The organism is Rhodococcus sp. Z13_19A (assembly GCF_058133575.1).
In genome coordinates this window covers 176,627-192,833 of sequence record NZ_JBYUNN010000004.1, presented here as the reverse complement: position 1 = coordinate 192,833, position 16,207 = coordinate 176,627, and the positions used below count along the sequence as shown (strand labels likewise).

14 protein-coding genes are annotated in these 16,207 nt (G+C 72.9%); 10 read left to right on the top strand and 4 right to left on the bottom strand.

The window, feature by feature from the left end; genetic code table 11:
* The first annotated feature begins 323 nt into the window (after positions 1 to 323).
* From AC3YNX_RS15855 to AC3YNX_RS15825, 7 genes are all read left to right on the top strand, one after another.
* Positions 324 to 869, top strand: a complete 546-nt coding sequence (locus AC3YNX_RS15855; protein ID WP_489996285.1) for a TetR/AcrR family transcriptional regulator — start codon at positions 324 to 326, stop codon at positions 867 to 869.
* A 246-nt stretch (positions 870 to 1,115) separates the two neighbouring features.
* Positions 1,116 to 1,214, top strand: a complete 99-nt coding sequence (gene kdpF / locus AC3YNX_RS15850; RefSeq protein WP_127783616.1) for a K(+)-transporting ATPase subunit F — start codon at positions 1,116 to 1,118, stop codon at positions 1,212 to 1,214.
* Positions 1,214 to 2,899 carry a potassium-transporting ATPase subunit KdpA gene (gene kdpA, locus AC3YNX_RS15845; RefSeq protein ID WP_127783617.1) on the top strand — a complete coding sequence of 562 codons (1,686 nt, stop codon included), beginning with the start codon at positions 1,214 to 1,216 and terminating at the stop codon, positions 2,897 to 2,899. The genes kdpF and kdpA overlap by 1 nt, the downstream gene beginning before the upstream one ends.
* Entirely contained in the window at positions 2,896 to 5,004 is a 2,109-nt protein-coding gene (gene kdpB, locus AC3YNX_RS15840; protein WP_489996094.1) for a potassium-transporting ATPase subunit KdpB, read from the top strand. Before kdpA ends, kdpB begins: the two co-directional genes overlap by 4 nt.
* Positions 5,005 to 5,009: 5 nt before the next feature.
* Positions 5,010 to 5,648: a potassium-transporting ATPase subunit C gene (locus tag AC3YNX_RS15835; protein WP_489996093.1), complete on the top strand. Its 639-nt coding sequence runs from the start codon at positions 5,010 to 5,012 to the stop codon at positions 5,646 to 5,648.
* Between the two features lie 55 nt (positions 5,649 to 5,703).
* A complete protein-coding gene (locus AC3YNX_RS15830; protein ID WP_489996092.1) occupies positions 5,704 to 8,220 on the top strand; it encodes a DUF4118 domain-containing protein in 2,517 nt (838 codons plus the stop codon).
* Entirely contained in the window at positions 8,217 to 8,897 is a 681-nt protein-coding gene (locus AC3YNX_RS15825) for a response regulator (protein WP_127783620.1), read from the top strand. The genes AC3YNX_RS15830 and AC3YNX_RS15825 overlap by 4 nt, the downstream gene beginning before the upstream one ends.
* 82 nt (positions 8,898 to 8,979) lie before the next feature.
* Here the strand turns inward: AC3YNX_RS15825 and AC3YNX_RS15820 are convergent, their stop codons facing one another.
* Complete coding sequence (locus AC3YNX_RS15820) at positions 8,980 to 9,672, bottom strand: PaaI family thioesterase (protein WP_489996091.1); 693 nt, start codon at positions 9,670 to 9,672, stop codon at positions 8,980 to 8,982.
* Positions 9,673 to 10,030: 358 nt separating this feature from the next.
* On the opposite strand from AC3YNX_RS15820, the gene AC3YNX_RS15815 reads away from it, so the two are divergent.
* Positions 10,031 to 10,720 carry an ANTAR domain-containing protein gene (locus AC3YNX_RS15815; protein ID WP_127783622.1) on the top strand — a complete coding sequence of 230 codons (690 nt, stop codon included), beginning with the start codon at positions 10,031 to 10,033 and terminating at the stop codon, positions 10,718 to 10,720.
* Positions 10,721 to 10,772: 52 nt separating this feature from the next.
* Here AC3YNX_RS15815 and AC3YNX_RS15810 read toward each other — a convergent pair whose 3' ends face one another.
* The 3 genes from AC3YNX_RS15810 to AC3YNX_RS15800 are packed head-to-tail and all read right to left on the bottom strand — an operon-like array spanning position 10,773 to position 13,762.
* The gene (locus tag AC3YNX_RS15810) at positions 10,773 to 11,192 is read right to left on the bottom strand and encodes a DoxX family protein (RefSeq protein WP_127783623.1); all 420 of its coding nucleotides are present in this window, start codon (positions 11,190 to 11,192) and stop codon (positions 10,773 to 10,775) included.
* Positions 11,193 to 11,230: 38 nt separating this feature from the next.
* Positions 11,231 to 11,770 (bottom strand): MOSC domain-containing protein, encoded by a 540-nt coding sequence (locus tag AC3YNX_RS15805; RefSeq protein WP_489996090.1) that lies wholly within the window; start codon positions 11,768 to 11,770, stop codon positions 11,231 to 11,233.
* An 18-nt stretch (positions 11,771 to 11,788) separates the two neighbouring features.
* Complete coding sequence (locus AC3YNX_RS15800) at positions 11,789 to 13,762, bottom strand: DUF8017 domain-containing protein (protein ID WP_489996089.1); 1,974 nt, start codon at positions 13,760 to 13,762, stop codon at positions 11,789 to 11,791.
* 318 nt (positions 13,763 to 14,080) lie between these two features.
* Between AC3YNX_RS15800 and AC3YNX_RS15795 the strand changes: the two genes are divergently transcribed.
* A complete protein-coding gene (locus AC3YNX_RS15795; protein ID WP_489996088.1) occupies positions 14,081 to 15,124 on the top strand; it encodes an iron-siderophore ABC transporter substrate-binding protein in 1,044 nt (347 codons plus the stop codon).
* Positions 15,121 to 16,164, top strand: coding sequence for a FecCD family ABC transporter permease (locus AC3YNX_RS15790; RefSeq protein ID WP_489996087.1), 1,044 nt, complete (start codon positions 15,121 to 15,123; stop codon positions 16,162 to 16,164). The genes AC3YNX_RS15795 and AC3YNX_RS15790 overlap by 4 nt, the downstream gene beginning before the upstream one ends.
* The last annotated feature ends 43 nt before the right edge of the window (positions 16,165 to 16,207 follow it).

Sequence of the window (16,207 nt, the reverse complement as noted above, 5' to 3'; positions counted from 1 at the left end):
GACGGTGTCCGGAGAACCGGCAACGGTGGCCGGCAAGACCGAGGAGGGCGCAGCGCTGGTTCAGCGGGTGCGCGGGCGGTCAGCGAGTGCGACGACAGGCAGCGTTCGCCACACGCACGAGGTCCACGTGCAGGCGGCGGATCAGGAAGCTGCGGGTCACCTGCAGAACACTAGCAATAGACAGATCGTTCTGTCTAGAAATCCCCCCACGGGACGCGCTGGGGCAGTAACCTGGTGTCGTGCCTGCGCCTCACACCCTCCCCGCCCGCGCGGGCCGGCGACCCGGAAGCACCAAGGCTGGCAAGGCATCCCCCGCCGATCGCCTGCTGGACGCCGCGACCGCGCTGTTCGCGGCCGAGGGAATCCGCGCGGTGGGCATCGACCGGATCCTCAGCGGCGCGGGGGTGGCCAAGGCCAGCCTGTACTCCGCGTTCGGCTCCAAGGACGCGCTGGTGCTGGCCTACCTGCGCCGGCTGGACGAGCGCGACCGCACCCGCTGGACCGAGGCCGTCGCCACCGTCGAGGACCCGCTGGCCAAGGTGCTCACCTTCTTCGACCTGGCCATCGCCTCCGCTCCGGCGCGCAACTACCGCGGCTGCCAGTACGTCAACGCGGCCACCGAGTTCCCCGACGAGGAGCTCGAACCGGTGCAGGCGCACCGGACGTGGTTCCGCCACACCGTCAGCGCCCTGCTGCGCGAGGCCGGTCTGGCCCACCCCGACGACGCAGCGCAGCGCATCCAGCTGATCTACGACGGTGCGCTGGCCGGCTCCAAGGTGGAGCACTCCGAGGAGCCGCTGCGCCTGGGCCGGCAGATGGCCGAGCTGGTCATCGCGGCGGGCTCCGCCGCCACGGACCGGGACCGATAGCGCCGGGCATCAAGAACTCGTCAAGACGACGGGTGCCCGCGTAAGGAGCTCGTCAGGACCGGCTTCCGCACTCCCCCACCGGCTCACGCTGTCTTCCGGCGGAAGGTTTCCGCGCTGGAAGGGGTGTGTTCTGATGGCCGACCTGGCCTACCTGTCACTGGTCCTGGGTGGACTGCTCTGTTGCGTGCTGGTGCTTCGTGCCCTGCGCGACTCGGAGAGCCCCAGCTCCACGACCAAGGCTTCCCGGTGACGGGCGCGGGCGCGCTGAGCGTGGCGCTGATCGTCCTCGCGCTCCTCCTCGTCGTCTACCTGTTGGTGGCCCTGCTCGACCCGGAGCGGTTCTGATGAGCCCCGCCCTGGCCGCCACCCTCCAGCTCGGTGCGGTGCTCGCGGTGCTCGCCGCGGTCTACGTGCCCCTGGGCGACTACATGGCCCGAGTGTTCACCAGCACCAGCGACCTGCGGGTGGAGCGCGGCGTCTACCGGCTCTGCCGCATCAACCCGTCCGCCGAGCAGACCTGGGTCGGCTACGCGCTGAGCATGCTCGGCTTCACCACCGCCAGCGTGCTGCTGCTCTACCTGCTGCAGCGCGTGCAAGGGGTGCTGCCGCTCAACGGCGGCCTGTCCGGGGTCAGCCCGTCGGTCGCCTTCAACACCTCGATCTCTTTCGTGGCCAACACCAACTGGCAGTCCTACGTGCCCGAGACCACGATGAGCCACCTCACCCAGGCCGCCGGCCTGGCGGTGCAGAACTTCCTCTCCGCCGCAGTCGGGCTCTCCGTGGCAGTAGCCCTCATCCGCGGTTTCGTCCGGGTCACCGGACGGGGCGAGATCGGCAGCTTCTGGGTGGACCTCACCCGGGGCGCCCTGCGGATCCTGCTGCCGCTGTCCTTCCTGGTCGCACTGGTGCTGCTCAGCCAGGGCGTGATCCAGTCCTTCCACACCGGCTTCGCCTCCACCGGCCTGGACGGCGCGCAGTCCACCAACGCCCTGGCCCCGGTGGCCTCGCAGGAGGCCATCAAGGAGCTGGGCACCAACGGCGGCGGCATCCTCGCGGCCAACTCCGCGCACCCGTTCGAGAACGCCACCCCGCTGAGCAACGCCGTCGAGATCCTCGCGATCCTGCTCATTCCGGTGTGCCTCACCCGGACCTTCGGCACCATGGTCGGCAGCCGCCGCCAGGGCCTGTCGCTGCTCGCCGTGATGGCGCTGCTCTGGGGCGCGATGCTCGCGGTCACCTCCTGGGCCGAGCAGCACCAGCACGGCGTCGCCGCCCAGGCCGCCGGCGCCATGATGGAGGGCAAGGAGGTGCGCTTCGGCATCCCCGGCTCGGTGTTGTTCGGCGTCAGCACCACCGGAACCTCCACCGGCGCAGTGAACGCCGCCCACGACAGCTTCTCCGCCGCGGGTGGCGGGGCCCTCCTGCTGAACATGCTGCTGGGCGAGATCGCTCCCGGCGGGGTGGGCACCGGGCTGTACGGGCTCCTCGTGCTCGCCATCATCGCGGTGTTCGTCGGTGGTCTGCTGGTCGGTCGCACCCCGGAGTACCTGGGCAAGAAGATCCGCCGTCGCGAGATCACCATGGCGGCCCTATCAGTGCTGGTCATGCCGGCCCTGGTGCTCATCGGCACGGCCATCACCGTGGTGCTGTCCTCCACCACCGGGTTCCTCGGCAACAGCGGCGATCCCGGCTCGCCCGGCGCCATCCACGGCTTCACCGAGGTGCTCTACGCGTTCGCCTCGGCGTCGAACAACAACGGCAGCGCCTTCGGCGGGCTCACCGTCACCAGTGACTGGTTCCAGTCCTCGCTCGGCATCGCCATGCTGCTCGGCCGACTGCTGCCCATCATCTTCGTGCTCGCCCTGGCGGGCTCCCTCGCCCGACAGCCGAGGACTCCCACCAGCTCGGGCACGCTGCCGACCGGCGGGCTGGTGTTCACCGGCCTGCTGACGGGCACCGTCGTGCTCGTCGCGGCCCTCACCTTCTTCCCGGCGCTGGCGCTGGGACCCATCTCGGAGGCCCTGTCATGACCGCTCCCACGCTCGACGAGCCCGTGCTCCCGAAGGAACGCACCTCCACCACCGCTGCCGCACCGGTGCGGAGTGGGACGTTCAGCCCCCGGCAGCTGCTCACGTCACTTCCCGACGCGGTGCGCAAGCTCGACCCTCGCCACCAGGCGCGCAACCCCGTCATGTTCGTCGTGCTGGTCGGCTCGGTGGTCACCACCGCCATGGCGATCGGCAGTCCCAGCCTGTTCGCCTGGCTGACCGCGCTGTGGCTGTGGTTCACGGTGCTGTTCGCCAACCTCGCCGAGTCGGTGGCCGAGGGACGGGGCAAGGCACAGGCAGCCAGCCTGCGCCAGCTGCGCACCAGCACCACCGCCCACCGCCTCACCTCCTCTGGTGAGGTGGAGGACGTGGCCGGGTCCGACCTGCGCAAGGGCGACCGGGTGGTGGTCGAGGCGGGACAGGTCATTCCCGGCGACGGCGACGTGGTGGAGGGCATCGCCACCGTCGACGAGTCCGCCATCACCGGAGAGTCGGCGCCGGTGATCCGGGAGTCCGGCGGCGACCGGTGCGCGGTGACCGGTGGGACGACGGTGCTGTCCGACCGCATCGTCGTCACCATCACGGCCGAGCCCGGCGAGACCTTCGTGGACCGGATGATCTCCCTGGTCGAGGGCGCGGCACGCCAGAAGACGCCCAACGAGGTGGCGCTGAACATCCTGCTGGCCTCCCTCACCATCATCTTCCTGCTCGCGGTGGTGGCGGTCGGACCGATGGCGGCCTACGCCGGCCAGGCGCAGGACCCGGTCAAGCTGATCGCGCTGCTGGTGTGCCTCATCCCCACCACCATCGGGGCACTGCTCTCGGCCATCGGCATCGCCGGCATGGACCGTCTGGTGCAGCGCAACGTGCTGGCCATGTCCGGCCGCGCGGTGGAGGCCGCCGGCGACATCGACACCCTGCTGATGGACAAGACCGGCACCATCACCTTCGGCAACCGGCGTGCCACCGAGCTCTGCCCGGCACCGGGAGTGACGGCTGACGAGCTCGCGGCGGGGGCCCGGCTGTCCAGCCTGGCCGACGAGACCCCGGAGGGGCGCAGCGTCGTCGAGCTGTGCGCCGCGGACTTCGGGCTGGCCGCCGAGCCCGACGCCGCCGAGCGGGCCGCGGAGCTGGTCCCGTTCACTGCGCAGACCCGGATGAGCGGGGTGAACCTGACCGACGACGGCGGTGACCGCCAGATCCGCAAGGGTGCCAGCGACTCGGTGGCCGGCTGGGTCACCGCTGAGGGCGGCCGGGTGGAACAACCCGTGCTGGACCAGGTGAACGCCATCGCCAACGACGGCGCCACCCCGCTGCTGGTCGCCGAGGCCAGTGGCGGCACCGCCCGGGTGCTGGGCGCGATCCGACTGTCCGACGTGGTCAAGCCGGGGATCGCCGAGCGGTTCGCCGAGCTGCGGTCCATGGGCATCCGCACGGTGATGATCACCGGTGACAACCCCCTCACCGCCAAGGCCATCGCCGCCGAGGCAGGGGTGGACGACTTCATGGCCGAGGCCACCCCGGAGGACAAGCTCGCGCTGATCCGCCGCGAGCAGGAGGGTGGCCGGCTGGTCGCGATGACCGGCGACGGCACCAACGACGCACCGGCGCTGGCCCAGGCCGACGTCGGGGTGGCGATGAACACCGGCACGTCGGCAGCCAAGGAGGCCGGCAACATGGTCGACCTCGACTCCGACCCCACCAAGCTCATCGAGGTGGTGGCCATCGGCAAGCAGCTGCTGATCACCCGCGGGGCACTGACGACCTTCTCCCTGGCCAACGACCTGGCCAAGTACTTCGCCATCCTGCCCGCGCTGTTCGTGGGCATCTACCCGCAGCTCGACCGGCTCAACGTGATGCACCTGCACTCGCCGAACACCGCCATCCTCTCGGCGGTGATCTTCAACGCGCTGATCATCATCGGGCTCGTCCCGCTGGCGCTGAAGGGCGTGCAGTACCGGCCCGCCTCAGCCTCGCGGTTGCTGGGCCGCAACCTGCTCCGCTTCGGACTGGGCGGTGTCATCCTCCCGTTCGTGGCCATCTGGCTGATCGACCTCGTTGTTCGCATGATTCCCGGGATTGGGTGAGATCGATGAGAACTGCCATGAGCTACCTGCGCCAGGTGTGGGCCGGCGCCAGCGTGCTGCTGGTGCTGACCGTGATCCTCGGCGTCGCCTACCCCGCCGGGGTCTGGGCCGTCAGCCGCCTCGACTCAGCGAGCGCCGAGGGGTCGCCGCTGCGGGACTCCGCCGGGTGCGTGGTGGGCAGCAGCCTGCTCGGGGTGGACCCGCAGGTGCCCGCCGGTGAGCCCGACCCGTACTTCCACACCCGGGTGGTCGGCTCCGTCAGCGCCGAGGACGCGATGGCCCCGGGCAGCCCCGCCGCCGGGCTGCCCACCAACCAGGGACCGTCCAGCCAGGCGCTGGCCGGGTTCGGCGAGCAGCGGCGCGCGCTCGTCGCCGCCCGGGAGTCCGTGCCGCCGGAGACGGTGCCCGCAGATGCGCTCACCGGCTCAGGGTCCGGGCTCGACCCGCAGATCAGCCCGGCCTACGCCGAGCTGCAGGTGGCGCGGGTGGCGCGGGAGAACGGCATGTCCCCGGAGACCGTGCGCGGGCTGGTCGCCGAGCACACCGCCGGGCGGCAGCTGGGCTTCCTCGGCGAGGAGGGCGTGCACGTCCCGGCGCTGAACGTGGCGCTCGGGCTGACCGCGCCCGGCTGCACCACCCGGTGAGCGGCGCAGCCGGGTGCCCAGCAACCTTTTTCACCGTCACAGGGATGATGTGCCGGTGAGCGCTGAGCACCCGGCTGCCGGGTCCGCACGGGGGACGCTGCGCATCTACCTCGGCGCGGCCCCCGGCGCGGGCAAGACCTACGCGATGCTGGACGAGGCCCACCGGCGGGCCCAGCGCGGCACCGACGTGGTGGTGGCGGTGGTGGACACCCACGGCCGGGTGCACACCGCCGAGCAGCTCGCCGGCCTGGAGGTGGTGCCGCTGCGCCAGGTCAGCCACCGCGGCGTCACCCTGGAGGAGCTGGACGTAGCGGCGGTGCTCGCCCGGCGGCCCCGCCTGGCGCTGGTGGACGAGCTGGCGCACACCAACGCCCCGGGCAGCGTCAACCCCAAGCGCTGGCAGGACGTGGAGCAGCTGCTGGCCGCGGGCATCGACGTGCTGTCCACGCTCAACGTGCAGCACCTGGAGAGCCTGAACGACGTGGTGCAGCAGATCACCGGCGTGGTGCAGCGGGAGACGGTGCCGGACGTGTTCGTCCGCGCCGCCACCCAGGTGGAGCTGGTGGACATCACGCCGGAAGCACTGCGTCGCAGGCTCTCCCACGGCAACGTGTACCCACCGGAGCGGGTGGACGCGGCGCTGAGCAGCTACTTCCGCCCGGGCAACCTCACGGCGCTGCGCGAGCTGGCGCTGCTGTGGCTGGCCGACCAGGTGGACGCCGCCCTCGCCCGGTACCGCACCGACCACCACATCACCGCCACCTGGGAGGCCAGGGAGCGGGTGGTGGTGGCGGTGACCGGTGACGCGGAGTCGGAGACCCTGGTGCGCCGGGCCAGCCGCATCGCCTCGCGCTCCGCCGCCCAGCTGGTGGTGGCCCACGTGGTGCGCGGGGACGGCCTGGCCGGCGACGCGACGCTGACCATGACCAACGTGCGCCGCCTGGCCGCCGATCTCGGGGCCACGGTGCACACCGTGGTCGGCGACGACGTGCCGGCCACCCTGCTCGAGCTGGCCGCGTCGGTCAACGCCACCCAGCTGGTCATCGGCGCCTCCCGCCGCTCGCGGTGGGCCCGCATCCTGGACGAGGGCATCGGGGCGGCGGTGGTCCGCGGCGCCGGCACCATCGACGTCCACCTGGTCACCCACGAGCACTCCCGTCACCGCCCGCGCGTGGCGGTGACGGCCGGCTGGCCCCGCCGGGTGCTCAGCTGGCTGGTGGCCGTGGCGCTGCCGCCGCTGGCCACCGTGGCCATGCTCGGGGTGCAGGAGCGCCTGGGCGTCGGCGGGGCCAGCGCGCTGTTCTTCGTGGTGGTGCTGGCGGTGTCGCTGCTCGGCGGGGTGGCCCCGGCGGCGCTGTCCGCGCTGGTCTCCGGGCTGCTGCTGAACTACTACTTCACCGCCCCCACCCACAGCTTCACCATCTCCGAGCCCGCCAACCTCCTCGTCATCCTGGTGCTGCTGACGGTGGCCGTGGCCGTGGCGGCCCTGGTGGACACTGCGGCCGCCCGCACCCGGCAGGCCCGCCGGGCCGTGCAGGAGGCCGAGCTGCTCGCGTCCTTCGCCGCCTCGGTGCTGCGCGGCGCGGACCTGCCCGCGCTGCTGGAGCGGGTGCGCGAGACCTTCGGGCAGCACGGCGTGAGCATCCTCGACGCCGACGACGAGCCCCAGTGCGCGGTGGGCGACTGCCCGCCGCTGCGCCGAGCCGTCGCCGACAGCGTGGTGGAGGTGGACCAGCACGCCCTGGTGCTGGCCGGGCCGGCCGTGGCCGGGCACGACCGGCGGGTGCTCACCGCGGTGGCCAACCAGGCGGCGGCACTGCTGCGCCAGGAGCGGCTGTCGGCGGAGGCGGACACGGCCCGGGGGCTCGCCGCCGCCGACCAGCTGCGCCGGTCGCTGCTGTCGGCGGTCAGCCACGACCTGCGCACGCCGCTGGCGGCGATCAAGGCAGCGGCCTCCAGCCTGCGCAGCGACGACGTGGACTTCTCCCCCGAAGACACCGCCGAGCTGCTCGCGACCGTGGAGGAGTCCACCGACCAGCTCACCGACCTCGTCGGCAACCTGCTGGACTCCTCGCGGCTGGCGGCCGGGGCGCTGCACCCGCAGCTGCGCACCGTCTACCTGGAGGAGGCCGTGCACCGGGCGCTGCTCGGCCTGCGCAAGGGGGCGCTCGGCCGGGGCTGCGCCGGGCCCGAACAGGTGGTGGTGGAGGTGGGACCGGTGACGGTGCTGGCCGACCAGGGCCTGCTCGAGCGGGTGCTGGCCAACCTGGTGGACAACGCGCTGCGGCACGCGGCTGGCTCGGTGGTGCGGGTGCAGGCCGCCGAGGTGGGCGAGCGCACCGTCATCACGGTGGCCGACTCCGGCCCGGGGGTGCCGCGCGGCAGCGAGGACTCGGTGTTCGAGGCGTTCCAGCGGCTCGGCGACCACGACAACACCACCGGGGTGGGGCTGGGCCTGGCCGTGGTCCGCGGGTTCGTGGAGGCCATGGGCGGGACGGTGACCGCGGGTGAGACCCCTGGCGGCGGCCTCACCATGGTGGTCGACCTCGCCCGTGCCGAGGTGGCGGCATGACCACGGTGCTGGTGATCGACGACGAGCCGCAGATCCTGCGGGCGCTGCGGATCAACCTCAGCGTCCGCGGCTACGAGGTGGTCACCGCGGCCACCGGCGCCGCGGCGCTGCGGGCAGCCGCCGAGCGCCGCCCTGACGTGGTGATCCTGGACCTGGGTCTGCCCGACCTGGACGGCACCGAGGTGCTGGCCGGGTTGCGCGGCTGGACCAGCGTCCCGGTGATCGTGCTCTCCGCCCGCACCGACTCCGCCGACAAGGTCGAGGCCCTGGACGCCGGCGCCGACGACTACCTGACCAAGCCCTTCGGCATGGACGAGCTGCTGGCCCGGCTGCGGGCGGCGCTGCGGCGCTCCACCGCCACCGCCGTCAGCTCTGACCCGGTGGTGGTGACGGCGTCGTTCACCGTGGACCTGGCCACCAAGACCGTCACCCGGGACGGGGAGAAGGTGCGCCTGACCCCCACCGAGTGGGCCATCCTGGAGCTGCTGGCCCGCAGCCCCGGCAAGCTCGTCGGCCAGCGCGAGCTGCTGCTGGACGTGTGGGGCCCGGCCTACGCCACCGAGACCCACTACCTGCGGGTGTACCTGGCCCAGCTGCGCCGCAAGCTCGAGCCCGACCCGGCGCACCCGCGGCACCTGCTCACCGAGGCCGGGATGGGCTACCGCTTCGTGGTCTGAGCGCCGAGGATGGCCGTCCATCACCAGTGGGAGCCTCGCCTGGGCGGTCTGCGGCGGCGGCTGAGCGAGCACCGCCGGCGGACTAGCTGGCCGGGCTCTCCTCGGCTGCCTTCTCCTCGGCTGCCTTCTCCTCAGCTGCGGCCGCCAGCGCTGCCCGTGCCCAGCGCGGCAGGATGAAGACGCCCTCGGCCTCCACGCACACTCCGCCCTCGTCGGAGATGGTGCCGCGCACGAAGCACTTGATGCCCTCGACGCGGTCGATCTCGCCCTCCGCGTGCAGCGGCTCGTTCAGCGGGGTGGGCCGGCGGTAGCGGACGGTCAGGGTGCCGGTCATGCCCGGTGACCCGCCGGCCTCGGCGGCAGCCCCCAGGATGTTGTCCAGGATCAGCGCCGAGACGCCGCCGTGGGTGAGCCCGGCCGGGCCCTCGTAGGCCGCGCCCAGGGTGAAGTCGGCCCACACCCGACCGTCGGGGCCCTCGTGGATGTCCACTGGTGGGGCGATGGCGTTGCGAATGCCCCGCACGGCGTTGCCCCACTCCCGCTTGCGTCCGCTGGGCGACCAGCGCACGCCGAAGGAGCCCGGCATCTGCTTCTCCTGCAGCCGCGCGGTGAGCTCCCGGATCTCGTCGGTGGCCTTGAGCACCACGTCCTCGTCGGTCTCGGTGCGCAGCGCGGCGTCGATCAGCTCTCGCACGCTCTGCGCCAGCCCGCCGTAGAGCGCGGCCTGGCGGTCGATCTCGGCGTCGCTGACGTCGTCCTGGATGTAGCCAGACATGCGGTGGGAGTCCCTTCGAGCGAGCGTGGTGGTGAGTCGAGCTGTGGCCTGCGCCACCGGACACCCCCTGACATGGCAAGAGCCCCCGGGAGATCCCGGAGGGCTCGGTCAGGCGGCAGTCGCTGCAACCAGGTAACGGCGGTCACAGACCTGCTCAGCGTTGGTTGCCGCAGGTCAGTGGCCGACAGCAAAACGGTACTCGGGCGCCAGCCTCCGCTGGTTCACCGGGTTCTGGCTCCGCAGGTCAGTGGCCCACCCCGACGAGCGCGGGTGATCAGCGGCACCTCGCCTCGCACTGCGGGGCCGCGGAAGCCGTCCTACTGTCACCTCCAGTCACAACAGAGCTAAAGGGGTGTCCGTGTCCGAGCTGACCGAGCCTGGTGCCGCGAGCCAGCTGTGCACGCTGTGCCTTCGCGACGTCCCGGTGGACGGCGCCGCGGTGGTGATGCTGGCCGGGCAGAACACTCGCCGCCTGCTGCACGCCACCGACGAGACCGCCTACGTGCTCGACGAGCTGCAGTTCACCCTCGGCGAGGGACCGTGCCTGACCGCGTTCACGCTGCCCAAGCCGCTGTTCGAGAACGACATGGTCGGTGCCGCGGCGATGGCACGCTGGCCTGGATACGCGCGGGAGGCGGCGATTGCCGGCGCAGGCGCCGCCTTCGCGTTCGCCCTGCGGATCGACGGCACGGCGTTCGGGGTGCTCGAGCTCTACCGCCGTGCACCGGGACCGCTGAGCGAGGAGTCGGTGGCTACCGCGCAGCAGCACGCGGACTCCCTTGCCGGGCCCGTGCTCGACGAGGGCCTGGCCGGGCTCGGCACGGTCCTCTCGCCCACCTTCCCGGACAGCAACCCGGAGCGCATGCACCTGGCGCAGATGACCGACCGCAACGACGTCCACCAGGCCGCCGGCATGCTGGCAGTGCGCCAGGGGCTCTCCGTGCCCGATGCCCTGGCCGTGCTGCGCAGCACCGCGTACGCGGAGAACCGGTGGGTGGTCGAGGTGGCCCAGGAAATGTTGCGCGACAACGGCAACAAGATCGTCTGAGCCTCCCGGGGCCGGCGCGCAACGGCACCCGGCACGGGGTGGGGCGCTGGTGCTACCGGGGGCGGTCCCGCCAGGCCGCGGTGGACCACAGCGCCCAGGCGACCAGCAGCGGCTGGAAGAACAGCCGCACCAGGCGCTTGCGGTCGGTGTCCAGGCCGAAGGCGTCGGCGTGGTCGAGGTACTGGGCGATGTTGCCCGGGAACACGGCGACGAAGAAGGCGGCGACCAGCAGGCCCACCCCGATGCGCCCGCGGCCGAACGCGATGAGCGCCCCGCCGAGCCCGATCTCCACCAGCCCGCTCAGCAGCACCACCGGGTCCTCCCCGAGGGGCACCCAGCCGGGCACCTGGGCCTGGAAGTCCTCGCGGGCGAAGGTCAGGTGGCTCACCCCGGCGAAGGCCAGCACCGCACCGAGCGCGATCCGGGCAGCCGACCGGGGGCGGGAGGCGGGCGGGGCGCTCAGCACGGTCATCGACTCACCCTAGCCACGGATGCGCCGCACCCGGCGCCTCAGACCAGGCGCAGGGGTCGGTGCGGCGGCGCCGGCAGCTCCACCACCACCGGGTCGCCGGGCTGCACCTGCCCGCCGACGAGCACCACCGCCATCACCCCGGCCTTGCGCCGCACGATGCGTCCACGGTGGTCGCGGTCGGACACCACTCGGCGCAGCCCCGGCTGGAACCGGTCGATCAGCACGCAGGGGTTGCGCAGCCCGGTGAGCTCGACGACCGACTCCGCGCCCAAGCGCAGCCGGGTGCCGGTGGGCAGCGCCAGCAGGTCCACCCCGCGAGTGGTGACGTTCTCCCCCAGCGCCCCGGGGGCCACCTCGAAGCCCTCGGCGCGGAGCTCGTCGTGCAGCTCGGCCTGCAGCAGGTGCACCTGGCGCAGGTTGGGCGCGGTCGGGGTGCGCGACGCCGCCCAGCGGTGCTGCACGGTGGCGCCGGCGTGGGCGTCACCGTCCACGCCGAGCCCGGCCAGCAGCCGGATCGCGTCCTGGTTGGTCTTGCTGAACGCGTGCTTCGCCGCCCGGCTCACCGCTTCCACCTGCACGGCAGCAGACCCTAGCGCTCAGCCCAGCGGACGCACGGTGGTGGCGATCTGCTCCACCACCGCCGCACTCACCTCGTCCGGCACGCCCCGGGCGGCGTGCACCACCAGCACGAAGGCGCGCCCGGGGGTCGAGCCGGGCAGTGCGTAGGCGTACATCGCCCCCGCCGGCGCCGAGCACTCCTGCTTCTTGGCCAGCGGCGCGGTCACCTCCACCAGCGAGCCGGTACCGGCCGGGCTCACCACCGTCCGCGGGGCGCCGGGCGCCAGCGGGGGCACCACCCCGGCGTCGTCGGTGAAGGCCACCGTCGCCCACCGGGTGGCCACCTGGAGAGCCGCGGCGGCGGGATCAGCCTGGTCGGAGCCGGTGAGCGCGGAGTTGGCCTTGGACGTGAACTGGTCGCAGAAGTCGCTGGCGAAGGAGGTGTAGCCCTTGCCCACCACCCGGTCCCCGCTCTTGGTCTCGAAGCCGCCGATGGTGCCCTCCGAGGCCACCTTCCAGCCGGGCGGGACGTCGTAGGCCGCACCCCGGTCGGACGAGGCCACCGTCTGCCAGCCCGCCACCAGCGGCGGCGGTGCCGCGGCGGCGGTGGACGTCGTCGTCGGCGGCGTGCTGGTGGTGGTGGGAGCGGTGCTGGTGGTCGAGGGGGTGCTGCTGGTGGTGGGCGCGGGGGTGCTGCTGGCGGGCTGGGCGGTGGCCGGCGCGCTCGCTGGCTGGTTGAGCACCACCACCACGACGGCGACGACCAGCACCACCACCAGCGCGGCGGCCGCGGCGATGGCCGCCAGCGCCGTGCGGGAGCTGCCGCTGGTGGGCACGGGCTTGTGGGCGGGCGCTGCGGTCGCAGTCGGCCCAGCCCACCCAGTCGGCGGTGCCGCAACGGGAGGTGCCGCAACGGGAGGCGCAGCACCAGGCCGTGCCGCAACAGGAGCTGACGCAGCGGGGGGCTCCACCACGGACGCGCCCAGCACGGTGGCGCTCGTGTCGCCGTGGCCGAGCACGCTGAACCGGGTGGCGAGGGAGTCGGCGACCCCGGGGGTGCGGGCGAAGCCGCCCAGCAGGACCACGCCGGCCAGGTCGGTCGGCGCCACCCCGGCCTGCTGCAGCGCACCGCCGAGCAGGTCCAGCCCCCGGCTCAGCTGCGGCGCCAGGAGGTGGTCGAGCTCCTCGCGGCCCAGCGGCAGGCTCGCGAACGGCGGTGGCAGCGCCACGGCGGTCACCGACTCGGCGGAGAGCTGCTCGCGGGCGAGTCGCACCCGCTGCCGCAGGGCCAGGGCCGACCGGCGGCTGGGCAGGTCGCGCGGCTGCACCAGGCTCTGCCACGCCGCCGGGTGCTCCCCGGAGACAGCGGCGCCCACGTGCTCCACCAGCAGGGCGTCCGCCCCCACTCCCCCGACGCCGCCTGCGCCGGCGGCCGCCAGCAGCCGCGGGCCGCCCGCACCCACCACGACCACCGCCGTGCTCAGCCCGCCGGCGCCCACGTCGTGCACCACGAACGGCTGGTCGGTGGGGACCACCCCGGCGCGGTGGCAGTGCGCGGCCGCCGCCAGCACCGAGGGGACCACCCGCACCTCGGCCCGCGCCCACGGCGTCGCGGCGACGGCGCTGCGCAGTGCCTGCGTCTGAGCCGCCGACCAGTACGCGGGCACCGCGAGCAGCACCTGGCCGGGGTGCTGGTCAACCAGCTGGTGCACCGCCTCGCCCACTGTGGTCAGCACCGCGGCGAGGGCGTCGACCACCCGGACCGGTCGCCCGCCCAGCACCAGGGCGCTCTCCGGTGCCCGCAGCACCGGGTGCGCCTCGTAGCGGTCCGGCTCGTGCTGGCCCCAGTGCCGGGCCTCGCTGCCGGTGAGCAGGCTGCCGTCCTCGTGGGCGTACACCGCCGAGGGCATCGACGCTGCCCCGTCGAGCTCCACCACCCGCGGGGGGACGCCCGGCCCGGCCAGCGCAGCCTTGGTCCGGTCTGCACCCAGGTCCACAGCCAGTTGCCACATCATTTGTCTCCCAGTGAGTTCCGCGTGACCGTCATGCTGTCACGCGGAAGGCACCGGCCCGAGCAGCCGCACGACTCGCGTCACGCCGGCACCCGGCCCGTGGGCGAGCGCGTCGTCACCACCCACCCCCAGCAGGCACTATGGTTAGCCTCGCCTTAGTGTGTGCCGAGCGGTCTCTCCAGACTGGACGGTTCGACGTTCGGGACCGGACAGCGTTGTCCTCCCACCTGCACCACCTGTGCTCCGGCACGCCGAAGCCTCGCTCCAGCACGCGCGCGCGGACACCCGCCGCCGGTACCACCCTTCGAAAGGACGCACATGTTCCGCGCCAAACGCCTCGCCACGCTCACCGTGGCCGCGCTGCTGACGGCCACGCTGGCCGCCTGCTCGTCCTCGGCCACCGACACCGAGGCCAACGCCGGCACCACCAGCGGCGACACCTGGACCCCGGTGACCATCGAGCACGCGCTCGGGAAGACGGTCATCGAGAAGAAGCCCGAGCGGGTCGCGACGGTCAACTGGGCCAACCACGAGGTTCCCCTGGCTCTCGGCATCGTCCCGGTCGGCATGGCCGCCGCCAACTTCGGCGACGACGACACCGACGGGCTGCTGCCCTGGGTCAAGAAGAAGCTCGACGACCTCAAGGCGCCGACCCCGGTGCTCTTCGACGAGACCGACGGCGTGGACTTCGCGGCGGTGGCGGACACCAAGCCGGACGTCATCCTCGCGTCGTACTCGGGCCTGACCCAGCAGGACTACGACACCCTCAGCCAGATCGCCCCGGTCGTGGCCTACCCGGAGGCCGCTTGGGCCACGCCGTGGCAGGACATCATCAAGCTGAACAGCAAGGCGCTGGGCAAGGCCGCCGAGGGCGACAAGCTGATCGCCGACATCCAGCAGCAGGTCAAGACCACGGTCGCCAAGTACCCGCAGCTCACCGGCAAGTCGGCCATGTTCGTCACCCACATCGACCCCAGCGACGTGAGCCAGATCGGCTACTACACCACCCACGACACCCGGACCCTGTTCTTCGAGGACCTGGGGCTGACCACGCCGGCCAGCGTCGCGAAGGCCTCGGCCGACACCAAGAAGTTCTCGCTCAAGCAGAGCTCGGAGCAGATCGACTTCTTCAACGACGTCGACATCATCACCGGCTACGGCGACGCCGACGGCAAGCTCCTGCAGCAGCTGCAGAGCGACCCGCTGCTGTCCAAGATCCCCGCCGTCCAGCGTGGCTCGGTGACCCTGCTGCCCGGCAGCACCCCGCTGGCCACCGCCGCGAACCCGACCCCGCTCGCCATCTCCTGGGTGCTCGAGGACTACGTCAAGCTCCTCGCCGCAGCCGCGGACAAGGTGAAGTGACGAAGCTCGACCCTCTGCCGACGCCGGACGCCGCACTCGTGCGGCGTCCGGCGTCGGCGCGCACCCTGTGGCTGCTCGCCGCGCTCGTGCTGCTGGCGGCCGTCGCTCTCGCCTCGGTGGCCATCGGCTCGCGCACGGTCGGCTGGGGCGACATCCTCGCCGGCCTGAGCGGGAGCGAGGCCACCCTGGAGGAAGCCGCGGTCAGCAAGCGGGTTCCCCGCACCCTGCTCGCGCTGATCGTGGGTGCCGCGCTCGGGCTGTCCGGTGGCGTCATGCAGGGCGTCACTCGCAACCCGCTGGCCGACCCCGGGATCCTGGGCGTGAACATGGGTGCCTCGCTCACCGTGGTCCTCGGCATCACCTTCTTCGGCCTGACCTCCCCCACCAGCTACATCTGGGTCGCCATCGCCGGGGCCGCCGTCGCGGCCACCTTCGTCTACGCCGTCGGCTCGCTGGGCCGCGGTGGCGCCACCCCGCTCAAGCTCGCCCTGGCCGGGGCGGCCACCTCCGCCGCCCTCGCCTCGCTCGTCACCGCGATCACCCTGCCCCGCAACGACATCGCCGGGGGCATTCGCCTCTGGCAGATCGGCGGCGTCGGCGGTGGCTCGTACGACAAGATCGGGCAGATCCTGCCGTTCCTGCTCGTGGGCTTCGCCCTCTGCCTGCTCTCCGCCCGCGGGCTCAACTCCCTGGCCCTGGGTGACGACCTGGCCGCCGGGCTGGGCGAGAACGTCGTCGTGGTGCGCGCGCTCGCCGCGGTCGGGGCCGTGGTCCTGTGTGGCGCCTGCACCGCCGTGACCGGGCCCATCGGGTTCGTCGGGCTCGTCGTGCCGCACGCCTGCCGGCTGCTGGTGGGCGTGGACCACCGCTGGATGCTGCCGTTCTGCGCGCTCCTCGGTGCGTCCCTGCTCACCGCCTCCGACGTGGTCGGCCGGATCGCCGCCCGCCCCGGCGAGCTCGACGTGGGCATCGTGACGGCGCTGATCGGCGCCCCGTTCTTCATCTACATCGTCCGGCGGCAGAAGGTGCGGGCCCTGTGAGCGTGCAGACGGCGGCAACCCCAGCCCCGAAGCCGGCGACCCC